Source organism: Meiothermus sp., assembly GCF_026004115.1.
Lineage (GTDB): Bacteria > Deinococcota > Deinococci > Deinococcales > Thermaceae > Meiothermus.
In genome coordinates this window covers 2,368,902-2,385,232 of the sequence record NZ_BPIM01000001.1, presented here as the reverse complement: position 1 = coordinate 2,385,232, position 16,331 = coordinate 2,368,902, and the positions used below count along the sequence as shown (strand labels likewise).

The 16,331-nt window shown below is 58.8% G+C and carries 16 protein-coding genes and 1 tRNA gene; 13 read left to right on the top strand and 4 right to left on the bottom strand.

Annotated elements, in window-relative coordinates; translation table 11 throughout:
- Nucleotides 1-35: 35 nt before the first annotated feature.
- From Q0X23_RS11585 to Q0X23_RS11545, 9 genes are all read left to right on the top strand, one after another.
- Nucleotides 36-1,136, top strand: a complete 1,101-nt coding sequence (locus Q0X23_RS11585) for an NAD(P)/FAD-dependent oxidoreductase (RefSeq protein WP_297860430.1) — start codon at nt 36-38, stop codon at nt 1,134-1,136.
- Between the two features lie 44 nt (nt 1,137-1,180).
- Complete coding sequence (locus Q0X23_RS11580; RefSeq protein WP_297860429.1) at nt 1,181-1,561, top strand: hypothetical protein; 381 nt, start codon at nt 1,181-1,183, stop codon at nt 1,559-1,561.
- Between the two features lie 148 nt (nt 1,562-1,709).
- On the top strand, nt 1,710-3,143 hold the full coding sequence (locus Q0X23_RS11575; protein ID WP_297860428.1) for a PepSY domain-containing protein: 1,434 nt from the start codon (nt 1,710-1,712) through the stop codon (nt 3,141-3,143).
- 21 nt (nt 3,144-3,164) lie between these two features.
- Entirely contained in the window at nt 3,165-3,656 is a 492-nt protein-coding gene (locus Q0X23_RS11570) for a copper chaperone PCu(A)C (RefSeq protein WP_308446090.1), read from the top strand.
- Nucleotides 3,657-3,950: 294 nt separating this feature from the next.
- On the top strand, nt 3,951-4,208 hold the full coding sequence (locus Q0X23_RS11565) for a response regulator transcription factor (protein ID WP_297860427.1): 258 nt from the start codon (nt 3,951-3,953) through the stop codon (nt 4,206-4,208).
- Nucleotides 4,192-4,866, top strand: coding sequence for a class I SAM-dependent methyltransferase (locus tag Q0X23_RS11560; protein ID WP_297860426.1), 675 nt, complete (start codon nt 4,192-4,194; stop codon nt 4,864-4,866). The genes Q0X23_RS11565 and Q0X23_RS11560 overlap by 17 nt, the downstream gene beginning before the upstream one ends.
- 2 nt (nt 4,867-4,868) lie before the next feature.
- On the top strand, nt 4,869-6,434 hold the full coding sequence (locus Q0X23_RS11555; RefSeq protein WP_297860425.1) for a peptide ABC transporter substrate-binding protein: 1,566 nt from the start codon (nt 4,869-4,871) through the stop codon (nt 6,432-6,434).
- Complete coding sequence (locus Q0X23_RS11550; protein WP_297861215.1) at nt 6,434-7,399, top strand: ABC transporter permease; 966 nt, start codon at nt 6,434-6,436, stop codon at nt 7,397-7,399. The genes Q0X23_RS11555 and Q0X23_RS11550 overlap by 1 nt, the downstream gene beginning before the upstream one ends.
- A complete protein-coding gene (locus tag Q0X23_RS11545) occupies nt 7,386-8,195 on the top strand; it encodes an ABC transporter permease (protein WP_297860424.1) in 810 nt (269 codons plus the stop codon). Before Q0X23_RS11550 ends, Q0X23_RS11545 begins: the two co-directional genes overlap by 14 nt.
- 660 nt (nt 8,196-8,855) lie before the next feature.
- Here the strand turns inward: Q0X23_RS11545 and Q0X23_RS11540 are convergent.
- Nucleotides 8,856-9,278: a DUF6326 family protein gene (locus tag Q0X23_RS11540; protein ID WP_297860423.1), complete on the bottom strand. Its 423-nt coding sequence runs from the start codon at nt 9,276-9,278 to the stop codon at nt 8,856-8,858.
- Between the two features lie 109 nt (nt 9,279-9,387).
- Entirely contained in the window at nt 9,388-10,428 is a 1,041-nt protein-coding gene (locus Q0X23_RS11535; RefSeq protein ID WP_297860422.1) for an NAD(P)-dependent alcohol dehydrogenase, read from the bottom strand.
- An 87-nt stretch (nt 10,429-10,515) separates the two neighbouring features.
- On the opposite strand from Q0X23_RS11535, the gene Q0X23_RS11530 reads away from it, so the two are divergent.
- From Q0X23_RS11530 to Q0X23_RS11520, 3 genes are all read left to right on the top strand, one after another.
- Nucleotides 10,516-11,199, top strand: a complete 684-nt coding sequence (locus Q0X23_RS11530; protein WP_297860421.1) for a TetR/AcrR family transcriptional regulator — start codon at nt 10,516-10,518, stop codon at nt 11,197-11,199.
- Between the two features lie 83 nt (nt 11,200-11,282).
- Nucleotides 11,283-12,056 (top strand): RNA methyltransferase, encoded by a 774-nt coding sequence (locus Q0X23_RS11525; protein ID WP_297860420.1) that lies wholly within the window; start codon nt 11,283-11,285, stop codon nt 12,054-12,056.
- A 27-nt stretch (nt 12,057-12,083) separates the two neighbouring features.
- Nucleotides 12,084-13,673: a sensor histidine kinase gene (locus Q0X23_RS11520; RefSeq protein WP_297860419.1), complete on the top strand. Its 1,590-nt coding sequence runs from the start codon at nt 12,084-12,086 to the stop codon at nt 13,671-13,673.
- Nucleotides 13,674-13,707: 34 nt separating this feature from the next.
- Here Q0X23_RS11520 and Q0X23_RS11515 read toward each other — a convergent pair whose 3' ends face one another.
- Both Q0X23_RS11515 and Q0X23_RS11510 read right to left on the bottom strand, forming a co-directional pair.
- Entirely contained in the window at nt 13,708-14,562 is an 855-nt protein-coding gene (locus tag Q0X23_RS11515) for a hypothetical protein (RefSeq protein ID WP_297860418.1), read from the bottom strand.
- 172 nt (nt 14,563-14,734) lie between these two features.
- The gene (locus Q0X23_RS11510; RefSeq protein WP_297860417.1) at nt 14,735-16,078 is read right to left on the bottom strand and encodes an MBL fold metallo-hydrolase; all 1,344 of its coding nucleotides are present in this window, start codon (nt 16,076-16,078) and stop codon (nt 14,735-14,737) included.
- Between the two features lie 174 nt (nt 16,079-16,252).
- Here Q0X23_RS11510 and Q0X23_RS11505 point away from each other — a divergent pair.
- Nucleotides 16,253-16,328, top strand: a tRNA-Thr gene (locus Q0X23_RS11505).
- The last annotated feature ends 3 nt before the right edge of the window (nt 16,329-16,331 follow it).

The window sequence follows — 16,331 nt, the reverse complement described above, 5'->3', positions numbered from 1 at the left end:
GCCTCCCCCACGGGGGGAGGTGCCTTTCTTGGAGTATGGAACGTACACAGGTTCTGATTGTGGGTGCAGGCGCCGCCGGCCTTGGGGTAGCGCTGGCCCTGCAAAGGCTGGGCCTAGACCTGCGAATTGTAGAACGGAACGTCATAGGTTCCTCTTTTCGCCGTTGGCCTGGGGAGACCCGCTTTATCACCCCAAGTTTTACTGCCAACGCTTTCGGCCTGACAGACCTCAACGCCCTCACGCCAAAGACATCCCCGGCCTATTCCCTGGGACAAGAGCATCCCAGCGGGGTCGCCTACGCCCGCTACCTACGGGCCCTGGCACGTCACTACGAGCTTGCCGTTGCGGAGAGGACTTCGGTTGAGCACGTGCGAACTTTCTCGGAGGGGTTTCGTGTAGAGACCACTCGAGGTTCTTTTGAAGCCCGCTTTCTGATCTGGGCCACCGGGGAGTTCCAGTTTCCCCGTCAGGACCTGCAAGGGGCGCGGCTTGCACTGCCCTATGCTAGGGTGAAAAGCTGGGCCGCTTTAGAGGGTGAGGCCTACACGGTGATCGGTGGGTACGAGTCGGGGCTGGATGCAGCCTACCACCTGGTACGGCTGGGTAAGCGGGTGCAGATCCTCGACCCCAATGCGCCCTGGAAGCGCAGCACCGGTGAGCCGAGTCAGGACGTCTCCCCTTATACCCTCGAGCGGCTCCGAGAGGCTTTGGAAACCGGTCGGCTCGAGCTGCTCAGGCTAAAAGCTACCCGAATAACCCGGGCCAACGGCCAGTTCCAGGTGTACCACGCCAACGGGGTGCTTCAAAGCCCCACCCCACCCATCCTGGCCACCGGCTTCGAGGGAGGGTTCGAACCGGTACAGCGGTTGTTTGAATGGAAGGGTTCCGCGCCCCTCCTGCACGAAGCCTCCGACGAGTCTATCCGCACCCCAGGGCTTTTTCTGGTAGGCCCTAAAGTGCAGCACCGAGACACGGCTTTCTGCTTTATCTACAAGTTCCGGGCCCGCTTCCCTGTCGTGGCCGAGGCTATTGGCAGAAGGTTGGGGGTGGATACGGCCCCCCTCGAGGTCTACCGCAAACGGGGCATGTGGGCCGATGACCTGGCGGACTGCTGTACCTCGCGCTGCGCTTGTTAAGCTATAATCTCCGCCAAGGTTTGGCTTCGAAGATTTGAACCCCTATGCCCACCGCTGACATCCGTGCCGCACGCCTGAGAGGGCTAGCCGTCTTACTGGCCCTGCTGTTGCTGCTGGTCTCCAGCGAGCTGGGGCTGCGGGGTGTGCTGATGTACGGCACCTGGGCCTCCGAGCAACAACTCACCGAGTTCAACCTGGCGCAGCTTTGTACCCCGGGCGCCGATGCTTCCAATCATTCCGACCCATCCCACCCACCCGAGCACGGACCGCTCTGCTTTGTACATCTTCTGCCGGTAGAAGAGCTGGAACCTTCGCAAAGCCGGTTTGCCAACCTGCAGTTTGTCCGGTTACTTCCGGTTGTCTCGGCCCTGGTGCAGGATGTTTTTATCCAGAGCATCGCTGCTCGAGCACCTCCTCTGGCATAAATCCAAGCAATTCTTTGGCCTGGCGCCCCAGAAAAGTGAGCCTTTAACTGACCTGGCCTTGCCCTGGGATGAGGTCATGCGCCTGGCCGAATCGTAAGAGCCACAATAACGGTCAAGTAGAGTCTGCTTCGTTGCCAAAGGAGATACCATGCAAGCTGCCCCCCAAGCAGGGGTTGAAAAAGCTCCACACAAACTGTATCTGTCGGTCTGGCGCTGGCACTTTTACGCCGGACTGTACGTAATTCCCTTCATGGTGATGCTGGCCCTGACCGGGCTGGTTATCCTGTTTACCCCCCAGATCGAGGACCTGCAGTACCGTGACCGGATGTTCGCGCAGCCGCAAGGTACCCTGCAGCCCTATTCTGCCCAGCTCGAGGCCGTGCGCAAGGCCTATCCAGAAGCCACCATCCAGCGCTTCAGGCCCAACCTCGAGCCCAACCGCTCCTCTCAGGTAGCGCTGGAGCAGGGCCAGCAAGAGCTTACGGTTTTTGTCAACCCCTACACCCTGGCCGTGCTGGGCGAGGTAGACAACGCCAGCCGTTGGGAAAATATCGCCACCAACATCCACGGCACCCTCTTGGTCAAGCAGGAAGTGGCGCTGCCTTTGGTGGGCAAAGTGAACCTGGGTGACCTGCTCATCGAGATAGCGGCCAGCCTGATGGTCTTGTTGGTGGTCACTGGGCTCTACTTGTGGTGGCCCCGCAACCATCAGGGGGTGTACGGCTCCCTGATTCCGCGCCTGAAGGTCCGCGGACGTACCTACTGGAAAGACCTGCACAGCGTTCCCATGTTTTGGGTATCTCTGATCGTGGTCTTTTTCGCCTTTACCGGGCTGGCCTGGACGGGCATCTGGGGCGATAAATACGTGCAAGCGTGGAATACCTTTCCCGAGCAGATGTGGAACGATGTGCCTAAGAGTAACCAGAATCTGGAGAGCCTGAACCGCACGGGCGAAAAGCTGGTGCCCTGGAACCTGGAGAACAGCAAACTGCCCCTTTCGGGCTCGATGGCCGGTAAGGACGGCATCCCCGCCGGGACCCCGGTGAACCTGGACACGGTGATCCAGTATGTGCGGGGCAACGGCGTGAACTACGGTTTTTGGGTGGCCATGCCCAGGGGCAAAGAGGGGGTCTGGACGGTCTCGGCCTCGAGCATGAGCCGCGATGTAACCGATGCCCGTAAGGACCGTACCCTGCACATTGACCAGTACAGCGGTAAGGTGCTGGCCGACATTGGCTGGAGCCAGTACAGCCTGGGTGCCAAGGCCATGGCCTCGGGCATTGCCTTGCACCTGGGCACCTACGGCTGGTGGAGCCAGGCCCTCAACGCACTGTTCTGTCTGCTGATACTGGTTGCCAGCGTAGCGGCGGTGGCCATGTGGTGGCTGCGTCGCCCGGCGGGGGTCTTCCGCCTGGCCGCGCCGCCGATGCCCAAAAACCTGCCCTTGTGGAAGGGCGCAGTAGCGCTGATTATCGCCATGAGCATCTTCTTCCCGGCAGCAGGGGCTACGCTGCTGCTGGTGCTGGTGCTGGACTATCTAATCATCCAGCGCATCCCGGTGTTAAAACAGGCCATTGGTTGATCGGGCCATGCGAGGTCAAGAATGCGTGCGATAGCCACGATGTTTTTTTTGGCGCTGGGGCTGGGCTGGTCTCAGCAACACCAGGGCCATGGTCATGGGGGTCATGGAGGGGCACCGTCCCGGGGCCCCCTGACCCCAATACAGCTTCGTTTAATTGAGGGTTGGATAAGGCAGGTACCGTCCAGCTTGCGCGATACTACCGTCTACCTCACCGTGCGAAACCCCCTGGGACGCGATCTCCGGTTGGTAGGGGCCAGCAGCCCGGTAGCCGAGATGGTGATGTTGATGGAGGACTACCGCGAAACCCGATCGGGGCAGACCATCCAGGGTATGCGTGAGGTGAAGTCGTTCTTGCTACCTAAAAACGGTCAGCTGGTGTTGCAGCCGGGGGGCAAGCACTTGATGCTGATGGGACTTAAGCGGCCCCTCAAAGAAGGAGAACGACTGCCCATTCGGCTCATCTTCGAGGGCGAACAGGAAGCCGCGCTCGAGCTAAAGGTAGAGCGACGGTAGCAGATAACCAGTGATACCAGATTCGGTTAGTTCGGCGTCATACGGCGCCGAACTAACAGGGCCGAAGTTATCCACGTAGCGGAGGGCGATACCGCCCCTTGGAAGTTATCCGCGTAGCGGAGGGCGTAAGCCCCTTTGGAAGTTATCCGCGTAGCGGAGGGCGTAAGCCCCTTTGGAAGGGAGACGCTTTTTTCGCCGACCGTTCGGGAGGGGTGTGCTCTAGGATTCAAAAAGATAGCCTCTGAGGGTCTTTGGTTTGGATGATTATCTTTTTGAATCCGGTATGAGGTCTATATGCTACCAAACATACATTGCGGCAGATGCCGCCGACAGCTCATCACGCCCGCTGAGCGGCGGGTGCTCGAGTTGGTTGCCCGCGGTTACACCAACCCCCAGATTGCCCAGGCATTGACCATATCCATCGACACGGTCAGCCTGCACCGAAGCAAAGTGATGCGTAAGTTGGGACTACACAAACCCAACGAGCTCAAGCGCTTTGCCGAGGGCTACATCCAGCTCAAGGAGCAGAGCCCAGATGTATCGAAGCGATAAGACTACTCAACACAGCCAGGTCTGGGATCGCCCCGACACCATCCAATGCTTTGCCCAAAAGGCCCCCGATACCCGCATGGTAGCGCGCCTGCAGAATGCCAGTCCCGCTACCCGGGTGCTTGACTTGGGCTGCGCCGGTGGACGCAATACAGTCTGGTTGGCCGAGCGCGGCCTGGAGGTCTACGCCCTCGATGCCTCCAGGGCTATGGTTTTGCATACTCGGCAGCGACTACAACCCTACCTGGCCAGGCCCGAACAGCGCGTGCTCGAGGGACAAATGCACGATCTTGGCGATTTTCCATGCTGTTTTTTCGACTTTGTGTTGGCTTTTGGGGTGCTGCACTATTCCCAGAGCGTGGCCGAGTGGGAGCGTACCCTAAAGGCCATCACCCGGGTTCTTAAAGTGGGCGGAGAGATGCTTATAAGCCAGCATAGCCCCCGCTCCAACCTGGACGGCCAAGCCTTGAATAGCACTTCAGAGGCGCATGTTTATCGGCGGGCTTCGGGTCGCTTTCAGGTGATGTTCGAGGCGCATGAGCTGGATAACTGGGTGGGTGGATGGGGTTTTGTGCCTGTGCTTCCTACCGACGAGGTGGTTGTGCCTACCGAGCGGGGCTGGCGCGTCACCATCCGTGGACACTACCGCCTGGAGGTTTGAGCGTGGATAAAGTGAACAGGTTCCTGATTTTCCTGCTGATTGTCCTGAGCCTGGGCAGGGCCCAGCAACTGGTGCTGGCCATCCCGGCTGAAGAAGGCTTTTTGACCCCATTTACCTACGTGACCGGCTATCCAGGCTACAACCTGCTATCGCTGGTCTACGATACCTTGATGATTCCCGATATCAACGGGTTGCCCAAGCCCTGGCTGGCCGAACAGGTGCGTGTTACCAACGCAGGCCGGGACTGGACGATCCGGCTCAAAAATGCTCAGTGGCACGACGGAAAGCCCCTCACCAGCGACGATGTAAAGTTTACCTACGAATACTATCGTCGATACCCTGTGGTGAGCCGCTTTACCAGCGCCGTGCGAAGCATCAGCCAGATCCGTACCCCTGATGCACGTACCGTACAAATTAGCCTTCCACGCCCTGAAGGCAACTTTGAACTTTCCACCCTGGCAGATGTGCCCATTCTTCCCAAGCACATCTGGGAAAATATCACCGATCCCAAGGCGCATCGCGACAGCATCGGTAGCGGGCCCTTCAAACTGGTGGAGATTCGGCCTGGTCAGTCCTATCGCTTTGAGGCCAACCCCAGCTATTTTGGCGGCACGGTGGCTCCAAAGAGTCTGGTGGTGGTGATTATCCGTGAGGCCACCGCGACTTTCCAAGCGTTGCGGGCCGGGCAGATTGCCGCAAGTTCACGCGAACTTTTACCAGAATTGATCTCGCAGTTTGACAACGACCCCAGTTTTCGCCTGCTCAGAGGAGCTTTGTTTACCAGCAACTTGTTGCAGTTCAACACCACCGTAGCTCCTTTCAACCAGCCCGCGTTTCGACAGATAATCGCTGGACTGGTTGACCCCAAGGCCGTCGTGGATACGGTACTGCTGGGCCAGGCTACGGTGGGCAGCCCGGGCTTCTTGCACCCCCAGTCACCTTTGTACAGCCCCGAGGCTGGGCAGTACCCGCGCCTCAGTTTGCCCCAGGCTGAGCAGCGCCTTGAGCAGTTGGGTTATCGCCGAGGATCCGATGGGGTTCGCGTTGGGAAGAACGGTCAGAGGCTCGAGTTCGAGCTTCTGGCTCCAGCCAATAACCCCATACGGCTGCGCGCTGCCGAGCTAATAGCCCAGCAGGTACGCCCGGCAGGCATTGTTTTCCAGGTAAGAGCGCTCGAGCCCAACACCCTGACCGACCGGGTTTGGCCAGAGTTCGATGTTTCCAAGGGGCGCAACTACAGCCTGGCCATGTTTGGATGGTCGGCCCCCGTAATCAACCAAGCCAATCTGAGGGGCATGTTTCATTCCAAGCCGGCCCTGGGCAACCTGAACATCGGGGGCTATGCCAACGCCACGGTGGATTCCCTGACCGAGCGGCTCAATACTACGGTGGACCTGGCCGAGCGAAAGTTGCTGGCGGCAAGGGTACAGTCGCTGGTCGCACGCGATCTACCGTTCCTAACCCTGTGGTACCCCGATGCCACTTACGCGGTGCGACCTTCGGTTTACGATGGCTGGAAGTTCCAGCGCGGACAGGGCATTCTGAATAAGTTCTCCTTTCTACCTTGATGCTGCTACGTAGCCTGCCCTACCTCCTGGTACTCGTGCTGGCTCTGGGAATTAACTTTTTCCTACCCAGGGCCATGCCTGGTTCTCCTTTGCTTTACATTTTGGGGGAAGAGGTGGGCCGCTTAAGCCCAGAGGAGCGACAACGGGTATTGGTGCAGTATGGCCTGGAGCGCCCCTTATGGGAGCAGTTTGGGCTGTATCTGGGCCGCCTCGTGCGTGGGGATCTGGGTCAGAGTTTCCAAAGCCGACAGCCGGTTCTGCAAATCATTCTTGAGCGCCTACCCTGGACGCTCTTGCTCTCAGGTACGGCTTTGCTGCTGTCTTCAGGCCTGGGTCTACTGCTCGGCGTGCTTTCGGCCCGATACCGTGGGGGCTTGCTCGACCGCACCAGTTTTGTCAGTGCTGTTCTGCTGGATGCCATGCCTGGCTTCTGGCTAGGTATGCTTCTGATAGCTTTGTTTGCGGTGCACTGGCCTTTATTGCCCGTTTATGGGGCCCATACTGCCTGGGCCAACCTCGAGGGATGGGCCTGGGTGCTGGATATTCTGCGCCACCTGGTGCTACCCGCCCTGACCCTCACCCTCACCAGCCTGGCGGGCCTGTACTTGGTTGTGCGCTACGCCATGATAGACACCCTTCACCAGGACTATGTCCGCACGGCCAGGGCTAAGGGTCTGCCCGAGCGTCAAGTAGTCTTCAAACACGCCTTGCGCAACGCAGCCTTACCGATAGTGACCTTGTTTATGCTCGGTTTGGGAAGTTTAGTTGCTGGCGCAGTGGTGGTTGAAACGGTGTTCTCCTATCCGGGTCTGGGTAGGCTTTTATACGAGGCAGCAAGCGCCCGGGACTTCCCTGTACTGCAGGGATTATTGCTCTTTTTCAGTCTTTCGGTGGTGGTTTTTAATCTGCTGGCCGAGGTCTTGTATACCTGGCTTGACCCCAGGGTGCGGCATGCGGAAGGGTAATCTACCAGGTACCTGGCTGGCGCTGGGGTTTCTTGTTGCTCTGGCCCTTGTGGGGCCATGGTTGGCTCCCTACGACCCCAAAGAAGTGGTCGCCAGGCCATTTCAACCCCCTTCGGCCCAACACTGGCTCGGAACCAACGACCTCGGACAGGACATTTTATCTGAGCTACTTACCGGTGGCCGTATCTCACTCGTGGTAGGTTTTTCGGCAGCGTTTATCGCTCTATTACTGGGTCTGACGATAGGTTTGGTGGCTGGCTACAGTACAGGATGGCTGGGTACAGCCCTGATGCGTTTGGCCGATCTGGTGCTGGTAATACCGTTTTTGCCCCTGGCCATTGTGATTGCAGCCTATCTGGGCCCGAGCCTGTGGAATCTGGTGCTTTTGATCGGCCTGGTTTCCTGGGCCCGGCCTGCCAGGGTGATTCGTTCGGTGGTGCTTGCCGTGCGGGGCATGACCTATGTGGAGGCTACTGTGGCGCTGGGGGCGAGTAGCCTGCATATAGCACGATTTCATTTGCTGCCCGCCGTTTTTCCGGTGGCTTTTGCGCAGCTTATTGCCCTGGCTTCCAGTGCAATTTTACTGGAGTCCTCCTTGAGTTTCTTAGGATTGGGCGACCCCACCCAAAAAAGCTGGGGCAGTATTCTTTTTTACGCTCAGGTACGGGGTTCTTTCCTGAACGGTGCCTGGCCCTGGTGGGCCTTGCCCCCGGGTTTACTGATTACCTCGAGCGTACTGGCTTTAGCTGCGCTAGGAAGGGGCCTCGAGCGTGGATCGCCCAGGATATCACCCTAGCAGCATGCACCCCACACACTTTGATTCTGTGCCTTCGTACAACCTCCAGCCCCAATCACCTTCACTCGATGTGCTGAGCTTCGCCCCCGCAGTAGCCAGGCGGCCGCCAGGGTGTTGAGCCGAGCCGCCTGCACAAACAGCCCAAGCAAGCCCCACAAATAGTTGATGCGGTAGGGTTAGGCAATATAGTTTCTGCCATCGGCCTCGCACACCACCGCCTGCTGCCCCTACCGAAAGACCGCCGACTCAGTGGGAAACTCCGCTTCCTCGAGCTTCTCACCAGCCCGCATGGTTGTGCTCTTTTACCAAATCCACATGAACCCCTCGCCTTCTCCCCTGGGCGGGAGAAGGTGGCGACACCCCGATTATGCTATTTACAAACAGTGAAGGGAACGCAATTGACTGCTCCTGGGGTTCGCCCAGGTTACGGCTTATACCAGATTCGGTTAGTTCGTCACTGTTCAGTGACGAACTAACCCGACTGAAAGGAGTGCTCTGGGATTCAAAAAGATAGCCTCTGGATTTTTTGGTTTGAATGACTATCTTTTTGAATCCGGTATTAGTATGTGCTTGCATCAGAATCGCGTAAGCGACTCGCCTAGGATGAGGGGGCTAAAGACGACGCTCAAGGCTAACTGTACAGGTAAAGTTGGTATCGGTTCATGCTTCGTGTTTAGGCCACTTCCATGCATAACGCATAATTAGCAAAAGAAGAACCACTTCTACAGCTGCAGCAAAATACATGTGTACCCAGGCTTCACCAGCCAAATTGAACAACATGTAAGGAATATATACCGCAGCCACAATGATGTTGGTCCAACGATTTACTCTAGCTGGCAAGGCAGCCGAAAGGAAAATCATAAGGGCAGGAATTGCCACAAAAATCATTGCCATAAGCAGAAAGACTTGTGTAATGTCAAACATAAACACTTTTCCTGCGAGCATTTCTTCTATGGAGCCCGGCATGTATAAGTGGAAATAATCTACATAGATGTAAAAAAACATAAAACTCGCCCACAATGCCGCAAGCTTCAGCTTCATATTGACCTTGATGTCTTCCAACGCCCTTTGTGGTAGTTCCATACGCGTACTCCTTACAAACGATATGAATGAGTTTCGCAGCTTACGACCATGCATCCGGCTTGATGCGCTGAGGTTCCTTGGTATTTTTTTTGGGGCAAATCCGCAAAGCTCATGAGCGCGTTGCGTGGGGTTCGTGTTGCACCGTGAGCACCACACTTCCCCGTTTGCGCCCGGTTTCCACATAACTGTGGGCTTCGGCAATCTGCTCGAGCGAATAGCGGCGGTCAATTACCGGCCTCAGGCGGCCTTCTTGCGCCAGCTTTGCCAGTAAGCGCACATCCTCGGCCCGTTCGCTGCCCGGCCCGGCCACAATCTTTCGGCCCCCCACCAGCGACTCCCAGGGAGCCGCGAGCATCTGCGCCAGGGTCGCCAGCACCAGCAGCAAGCGCCCACCCTTGCGTAGCACCGGCTTACTCCTGACAAAAGGAGCTGTGCCCACCGTATCCAGAATCACGTCATAGGTCTGCCCCAGTCGGGTAAAGTCTTGCCGGGTATAGTCCACCACCCGGCAGGCCCCCAGTTCAAGTACCAGTTCAGCATTTCTACCGCTACACACAGCTGTTACATCTGCCCCCAGGTCTCGAGCAAGCTGCACCGCGGCCACCCCTACCGCCCCAGAGGCCCCGTTGACCAGCAGACGGTCGCCTGCTTTGAGCCCGCCCCGCCGAAAAAAGTCCAGAGCGGTGGTTCCGCCAAAGGGCAGGGCTGCAGCCTCTTCATAACTCAGGTTAGGCGGAATGTGCGCCAGTGGGCCATCCTCTGCGGCACACTTGTACTGGGCGTAGGCCCCCATGCTAGCTCCGCTCATCCCAAACACGCGGTCGCCTACCTTAAAACCCGTCACTTTTGACCCTATGGCTTCTACCTCTCCGGCGAACTCGCTGCCCAGCACCGTTTGACGAGGCCGCCACATCCCCATGGCCAGGCGGACAATCAGCCCGAACCCGGCAGGTACATTCAAGCTGCGCAGACGGCAATCAGCCGAAGTGACAGTGGTGACAAAAATCTTGACCAACACCTCGGTGTCTTTCGGGGTGGGCCTTGGCACTTCGGCCATGTGGAGCACTCCAGGCGGGCCATACTCAGTGCGTATAGCGGCTTTCATGGTGCGTACACTGGCATTGGATTGCGGTTTGGCGGTTGTGTCCATATTTCAGCTTTCCTAACTAGCCTTACATTGTAAGGTTATTTTACAGACTAGCCTTACAGTGTAAGATTGTCAATAGAGCGTCGCGTTATGACCCCGAAATCCGCCAAATCATCCGGGCTAAAAACCGAGCCTAAAGCCAAACTGAGCCGCGAACGGGTTTTACAAAAAGCCCTGGAAATAGCCGACCAGGAGGGTATACAGGCTCTCACCATGCGCCGCCTGGCGCTGGAGCTTGAGGTGGAGGCCATGTCGCTTTACTACCACTTCGCCAACAAGGATCGGCTTCTGGACGGCATGATTGACCGGGTGTTTGCCGAGATTGAGCTACCCCCAGCGGGCGAATGGAGGAGCAGGATTCGGACCAGGGCGCACTCCGCTAGGGCCGCTCTGGTGCGCCACCGCTGGGCCCTGGGGCTGATGGAATCGCGCACCTCGCCTGGCCCGGCAACCCTACGCCACCACAATGCGGTACTCGAGTGCTTCCGCAAAAATGGCTTCTCGGTGGCAGCCGCCGCCCATGCCTACTCGCTATTGGATAGCTATGTGTATGGCTTTGTTTTGCAGCAGCTCAACCTGCCCTTCAATACCTTCGAGGAGGCAGGCCCCGCCGCCGAAAGCATTATGGCCGAGGTAGCTGCGGGGGAATATCCGTACCTGGTCGAGATGGCTAGCGAACATGTATTCAAACCAGGCTACGATTACGCTGAAGAGTTTGGAATTGGACTCGAGATTGTGCTGGATGGACTAGAGCGCCTCCGCAAGACAACCTGAGCCAATGGAAGCTATGCTGATACGCTTTACACCCTGCCCCGGAAGCCTTCACGCAGCAAGTGTTTGCCGTTAGGCTAAAGCCGATGAATTGGCTTGAGAACGTTCGTATTGTGCTGGTAGGCAGCCAAGAACCCATGAACGTGGGGGCCGCCGCACGCGCTATGCAAAACTTTGGTATCTCGGACTTGTGGCTGGTAGCCCCCGAACCCCGGGTGCTGGAGGATCTGGCCCTGCGCCCCGGGGGCTCCATGGCCTACCGTCTGGCGGTACACGCCGAAGAGATTCTAGACAACCTCGAGGTAGTACAAGCCCTCCCCGAGGCCGTAGCCGATGCACGGCTGGTGGTGGGCACCACCGTGCGGGAACGGGAAATTTACACCGGGCCGGTAGTGGGGCCCAGGCCGATGGCCCAGCGGGTAGCTGAGGTCGCACCGCAGGGCAGGGTAGCGGTGGTTTTCGGGCGCGAGACCTCGGGCCTGACCACCGAGGAGATCGACCTATCCCAGCTAATTGTACGCATTCCAACTGCACCCAAGCAGCCCAGCCTCAACCTGGCCCAGGCGGTGTTGTTGCTTTGCTATGAGATTTTCGGCGCCGCTTCGGCTCCGCCCGCCCCCGACCGCCCCCCGCTAGCCGAGCAGGCTGCCCTGCAGCAGCTCTTCGACGACCTGCGCGAGTACATCCTGCGCATCGGCTTTACCGACGAGAACCGCCTGCCCTATGCCGTCCGGCGCTTTCGCCGACTGCTGCATAAGGCCAGCCTGACCCCGGGCGAGGTACAGTTTTTGCGGGGATTTTTACATCAAAGCCGTTGGTATGCCCAGCACGGACGGCGAAAGACTGACCCGGAAGGGTAAGTGGGTTCGGTTCTATAATCTCTTTGCATGGAGCCCATCCCCAGCCTTTATCGTCTAATCAGGCTCTACCGGCTGATTCTGCCGCTGGTCATTGTGCTGGTGGTGGTGCTTTTTGAGCTTTCCCTCGAGCCCTATCAGGGCCAGCCGGTGGCCTTCTGGCTGCGGTTGGGCTTTTATGGCCTGGTAGGGCCCCTGGTCACCTGGATGACCCTGGAGTGGATTGCCCAGCAGGTACAAGACCGAGAACGCGCTCAGCGTGCTCTGGAAGCGGCCAACCGGCGGCTCGAGGCCATCGGCAACATCCTCAAGCGGGCCTCGGCAGCCGACAACCTCGAGCAAGCCCTGACCACAGTGGTACAGGAGGTAGCGCAAGCGCTGGGAATGGAGGCCGCGCTGACCCTCGAGGGGGTTCGGGCAACCTCACCCGGCTTCAAGGGCCAAGCCGTGCCGCATTACGAACTGCCCTTGCCGGGCATGCAAGGCAAGCTCGAGGTGGCCCCGCCCCGCCCGCTCTCGGGCGAGGAGAAGAGTTTTTTGGAAGTGCTGGCAGCCGAAATTGCCGGGGCACTGGACACCGTTCGTGCCCGCAGCCGCGACCTGCTCACCCTTTACGAAGTAGACCAGGCCCTGCGCGCCGAAGCCAACCTAGAGCGCTTGTTGCAGCGCCTGATGGAGCGCATCCTGGCCTGGGCCGGGGCCAGCGGGGGTGGGGTGTTGTTGCTGGATGAGGAGAATTTCTTGCAGCCGCAGGTGTTGCGAGACCTCGAGCTTCCCCCCTACGCCTTTGTACCCGAGCACCAGTGGAAGGAAGCCCTGGAAGCCCCGGTGTTTGTGCGGGACAACCTGCTGGCGGTGCCGCTACACCAACAGACCGCCATTGGCCTGCTGCTCGTTCAGGGTGAGGCCGACAACCTGCGCCAGAGACTACCCTTTTTGCGCTTTCTGGCCGCCCAGGTTGCGCTGGCGGTCCGCAATGCCCAGGCCTATCTGCGGGCCGAGGAACTGGCCCTCACCGAGGAGCGCAATCGCATTGCCCGCGAAATCCACGACGGCATCGCCCAGGCATTGGCCTTTATGGCCCTCAAACTCGACCTGGCCGAACGGCTATTACAAACCGACTTACAGCGTGCCGTCGAAGAACTCCAGCAGGTCAAGGAGGCCCTGCGGGGCCAGATACGGGAGGTACGGCGCAGCATATTTGCCCTGCGGCCCATTGATCTGGAGCGCTATGGCTTTCTGGAGTCGGTGCGGCGCTATGCCAGTGCTTTTGCCGAGCAGGCGGGCTTCCGGGTGCGCCTGATCCTACCGGAAAAAATCGAGCTCTCGCAGGCTTCCGAGTTGGTATTTTTCCGGGTCTTGCAAGAGGCGCTGACTAATGCTGCCAAGCACGGCAGGCCTGGCCTGGTGCAGGTCAAGATCACGCCGCTGGGTGAGCGGGGCGGTGTGCTGGAGATCAGCGACAACGGCAAGGGATTCAAAGTCTCAGACTCGGCAAGCGGCATGGGTGGCTTTGGTCTGACCCAGATGCGCGAACGGGTCGAGGCCCGGGGCGGACGCTTTACAGTCGAGTCGGTAGAGCACCAGGGCACCACTGTACGCGCCGAACTGCCCTTTTGACGCTTGAAGGCATACCAGCACCCAGAAGCTGTCGCTAGGGCGCACAGCGAAGGGCTCGGCTGCGGCCCTGCGGCGGTACCACCACCTGGTACTCAGCCTGCAAATCCACCACCCGGCCCGAAAGTTTGATCAGGATCAGCGTTTCCCGGTCGCGCGCCTTTTCCCAGTTGGGCAGGCTGCTGGCATAACTGGCCGATTCGCCCGGCAGCAACAGGCGAATACGACCGTTTTGTACGGCCCCCACGTGAAAAGCTGCCGGCTTAGCGAAGTCGGGGATTTTGTCGTAGGGTGCCTTAAGGTTGGCCTCGGCCCAGACCCGGCTGGCCGCCGCATAGACGGTTCCGGCGGGGTCGCTCACCCGCAACTCGTGCAGGCAGCGCCGGGCCTTGGGGTCTTCATCAAGGAGTTTGGCCAGGTAGGGGGGCGCATCGCTCCGGTCAATCAAGGCCTTGCGGGCCAGATACATGTAGCCCAGGTAGGGATTGACCGGATTGCGGGCAGTGCCCAGCTTGAAAACCGTGGGCCCAATGGTAATCACAGGGTTGGCCCAGCCCTCTACCCGAACCGGGGTACGGATGCCCAGATCCACCTGGGCCAGATTAATGAACAGGTCGTCAAAAACAGCATAGGCGATTTCGTTCTGGCTGACCATCCGCAGGTACAGGCCGTTGGCGGTCTGGGGGAATCTGACCTCGAGCAGGTAGCGCCCCAGGATACCGGTCTCGTTGAAACGCACCCCTTTGGGCTCCAAAAGGCTGCGCAGCTCACTCACCCGCAACAGCGCGGGTTGCTGCACCCCTCCCACCGCCCAGGGTACAGAGCCCACACCATCCTGAGCGAGGGCCCAGGCCAGCCCCATCGCTCCCACCCAGGCTATACTTTTCTTCATCCCTTACCCCCTGTAGTCAAGTCAACCCTGGTAACTTCAGTACCTACGGTTCTATAGTCAGAAACCTTGCTATTGCCTCACTTCCCCATTCAACCCGGTCATGTCAAGTTTGTGAGCCCTCAGCAGCGCAAAATGGCCTTGAATAGGCTGTGCGCTGGATTCCACAACCCCCCTAAACTTCTATGGGTTTACCCCACTCAGCCAAAAAAGCCTCTTTGCCACGCTCACGCAGAGCCTGACCCAGGCTTTGCAGTTTGTCCACCTCGCCGTGTACCAGCGCCACCCGCTTCTCACTGTCCAGCCAGTCGAGCAGTTCATCGCGGCCCGCATGGCCCGAAAAACCCCCCAGGGTATGGGTTTTGGCCCGTACCCTAACGGTTTCGCCGAACATCCGCACTGTCTCGGCGCCATGGATAAGTAGCTCGCCCAGGCCCCCCCTGGGCTGGTAACCGGTGATGATGACCGCATTTTTTGCCTCGGGCAGGCCGTGGCGCAGGTGGTGCAGGATGCGCCCACCGGAAAGCATCCCGTTGCCGGCAATTATGATCAGGGGCCCTTTCATCAAGTTGAGGGCTTTGGACTCTTCCACGCTTTGGGTGTAGTCGAGGCGCCTGGGACGAAAGGGATCAAGCCCATGCGAATAGATGTGCTGCACTTCAGTGCTAAAGAAGTCCCGCACTTTTGGGTAAATCTCGCTGATTTTGGAGGCCATGGGCGAGTCCACAAACACCGGAACCACAGGAATGGCCTCCCGCTGCTCGAGCTCGCGGATATAAAACAGAATCTCCTGGGTGCGCTCGAGGGCAAACGACGGAATGAACACCTTGCCCTCCTGGCTCAGCACCCCGTTTAGAATGTCGGCGAACTCTTCCAGGGTGGCAGCAAAGGGGCGGTGGGAGCGGTCGCCATAAGTTCCTTCGCAGACCATCAGGTCTACCTGGGCGGGGTAATCGGGGTCGGTGAGCACATCCTTGCGCCGGTGTCCCAGGTCACCGCTGAAAATCAGGGTCTTGTCATCGGCTTCAAGCTGAATAAAGGCACTACCCGGCAGGTGGCCCGCATCGCGCAAACGGTAACGGAATGGCCCCAGGCTCTGAGTCTGGTAATAGGTGACCTCTTCCAGGCGGCCATAGAGCTCGGCCAGGTCTTTTTCGTCCCAGGACAAGGGGGGCACCTCACGTCCTTTGCGCGCCAGGCGCTCGCGCTCTTCCTGCATCAGCTTGAGCGAATCTTGCAATATTACCGGCAAAATCAGCCGGGTGGGCTCGGTCACATACACCCGGCCCCTGTAGCTCCGACGCACCAGCAAGGGCAAGCGTCCAATATGGTCGTTGTGAGCGTGCGAAATTAGCACTGCATCTATGCGCTGGGGGTCAAAACCAAAAGGCTCCTCGTTGCGCTCTTCGTCCGCCCCCTGGTAGGCCCCACAATCGAGCAACAATCTGAAATCCCGGTGTTCAACCAAATGACAGCTACCGGTCACGGTCTGGGCCGCCCCAAAAGGAGTAATTTGCATGCCCGTACTGTACCAGACCTCCAGATGCTGGAACGCGGATCCCAAGGTGTCAGGCTTTGGCTTGCTTACGGCCTTTGTTCGGCTTGACAGCCCCTCGCGCGTGGTGTAACCTTACGACTTGGACGAGGTTCAACCCCTCTGTCCAAAGCAACCATCGGAAGAACAGCAAGCCGGGCCACCCTAGCTCAACTGGTAGAGCACCCGACTTGTAATCGGAAGGTTGTCGGTTCAATTCCGATGGGTGGCTCCACAA

What these genes read in the sequence shown, in the direction of transcription:
- Q0X23_RS11515 (WP_297860418.1), bottom strand. Translation starts at nt 14,562, where the DNA reads ATGAAGAAAAGTATAGCCTGGGTGGGAGCGATGGGGCTGGCCTGGGCC.
- Q0X23_RS11560 (WP_297860426.1), top strand. Translation starts at nt 4,192, where the DNA reads ATGTATCGAAGCGATAAGACTACTCAACACAGCCAGGTCTGGGATCGC.
- Q0X23_RS11530 (WP_297860421.1), top strand. Translation starts at nt 10,516, where the DNA reads ATGACCCCGAAATCCGCCAAATCATCCGGGCTAAAAACCGAGCCTAAA.
- Q0X23_RS11585 (WP_297860430.1), top strand. Translation starts at nt 36, where the DNA reads ATGGAACGTACACAGGTTCTGATTGTGGGTGCAGGCGCCGCCGGCCTT.
- Q0X23_RS11550 (WP_297861215.1), top strand. Translation starts at nt 6,434, where the DNA reads ATGCTGCTACGTAGCCTGCCCTACCTCCTGGTACTCGTGCTGGCTCTG.
- Q0X23_RS11535 (WP_297860422.1), bottom strand. Translation starts at nt 10,428, where the DNA reads ATGGACACAACCGCCAAACCGCAATCCAATGCCAGTGTACGCACCATG.
- Q0X23_RS11540 (WP_297860423.1), bottom strand. Translation starts at nt 9,278, where the DNA reads ATGGAACTACCACAAAGGGCGTTGGAAGACATCAAGGTCAATATGAAG.
- Q0X23_RS11580 (WP_297860429.1), top strand. Translation starts at nt 1,181, where the DNA reads ATGCCCACCGCTGACATCCGTGCCGCACGCCTGAGAGGGCTAGCCGTC.
- Q0X23_RS11510 (WP_297860417.1), bottom strand. Translation starts at nt 16,078, where the DNA reads ATGCAAATTACTCCTTTTGGGGCGGCCCAGACCGTGACCGGTAGCTGT.
- Q0X23_RS11525 (WP_297860420.1), top strand. Translation starts at nt 11,283, where the DNA reads ATGAATTGGCTTGAGAACGTTCGTATTGTGCTGGTAGGCAGCCAAGAA.
- Q0X23_RS11520 (WP_297860419.1), top strand. Translation starts at nt 12,084, where the DNA reads ATGGAGCCCATCCCCAGCCTTTATCGTCTAATCAGGCTCTACCGGCTG.
- Q0X23_RS11545 (WP_297860424.1), top strand. Translation starts at nt 7,386, where the DNA reads ATGCGGAAGGGTAATCTACCAGGTACCTGGCTGGCGCTGGGGTTTCTT.
- Q0X23_RS11570 (WP_308446090.1), top strand. Translation starts at nt 3,165, where the DNA reads ATGCGTGCGATAGCCACGATGTTTTTTTTGGCGCTGGGGCTGGGCTGG.
- Q0X23_RS11565 (WP_297860427.1), top strand. Translation starts at nt 3,951, where the DNA reads ATGCTACCAAACATACATTGCGGCAGATGCCGCCGACAGCTCATCACG.
- Q0X23_RS11575 (WP_297860428.1), top strand. Translation starts at nt 1,710, where the DNA reads ATGCAAGCTGCCCCCCAAGCAGGGGTTGAAAAAGCTCCACACAAACTG.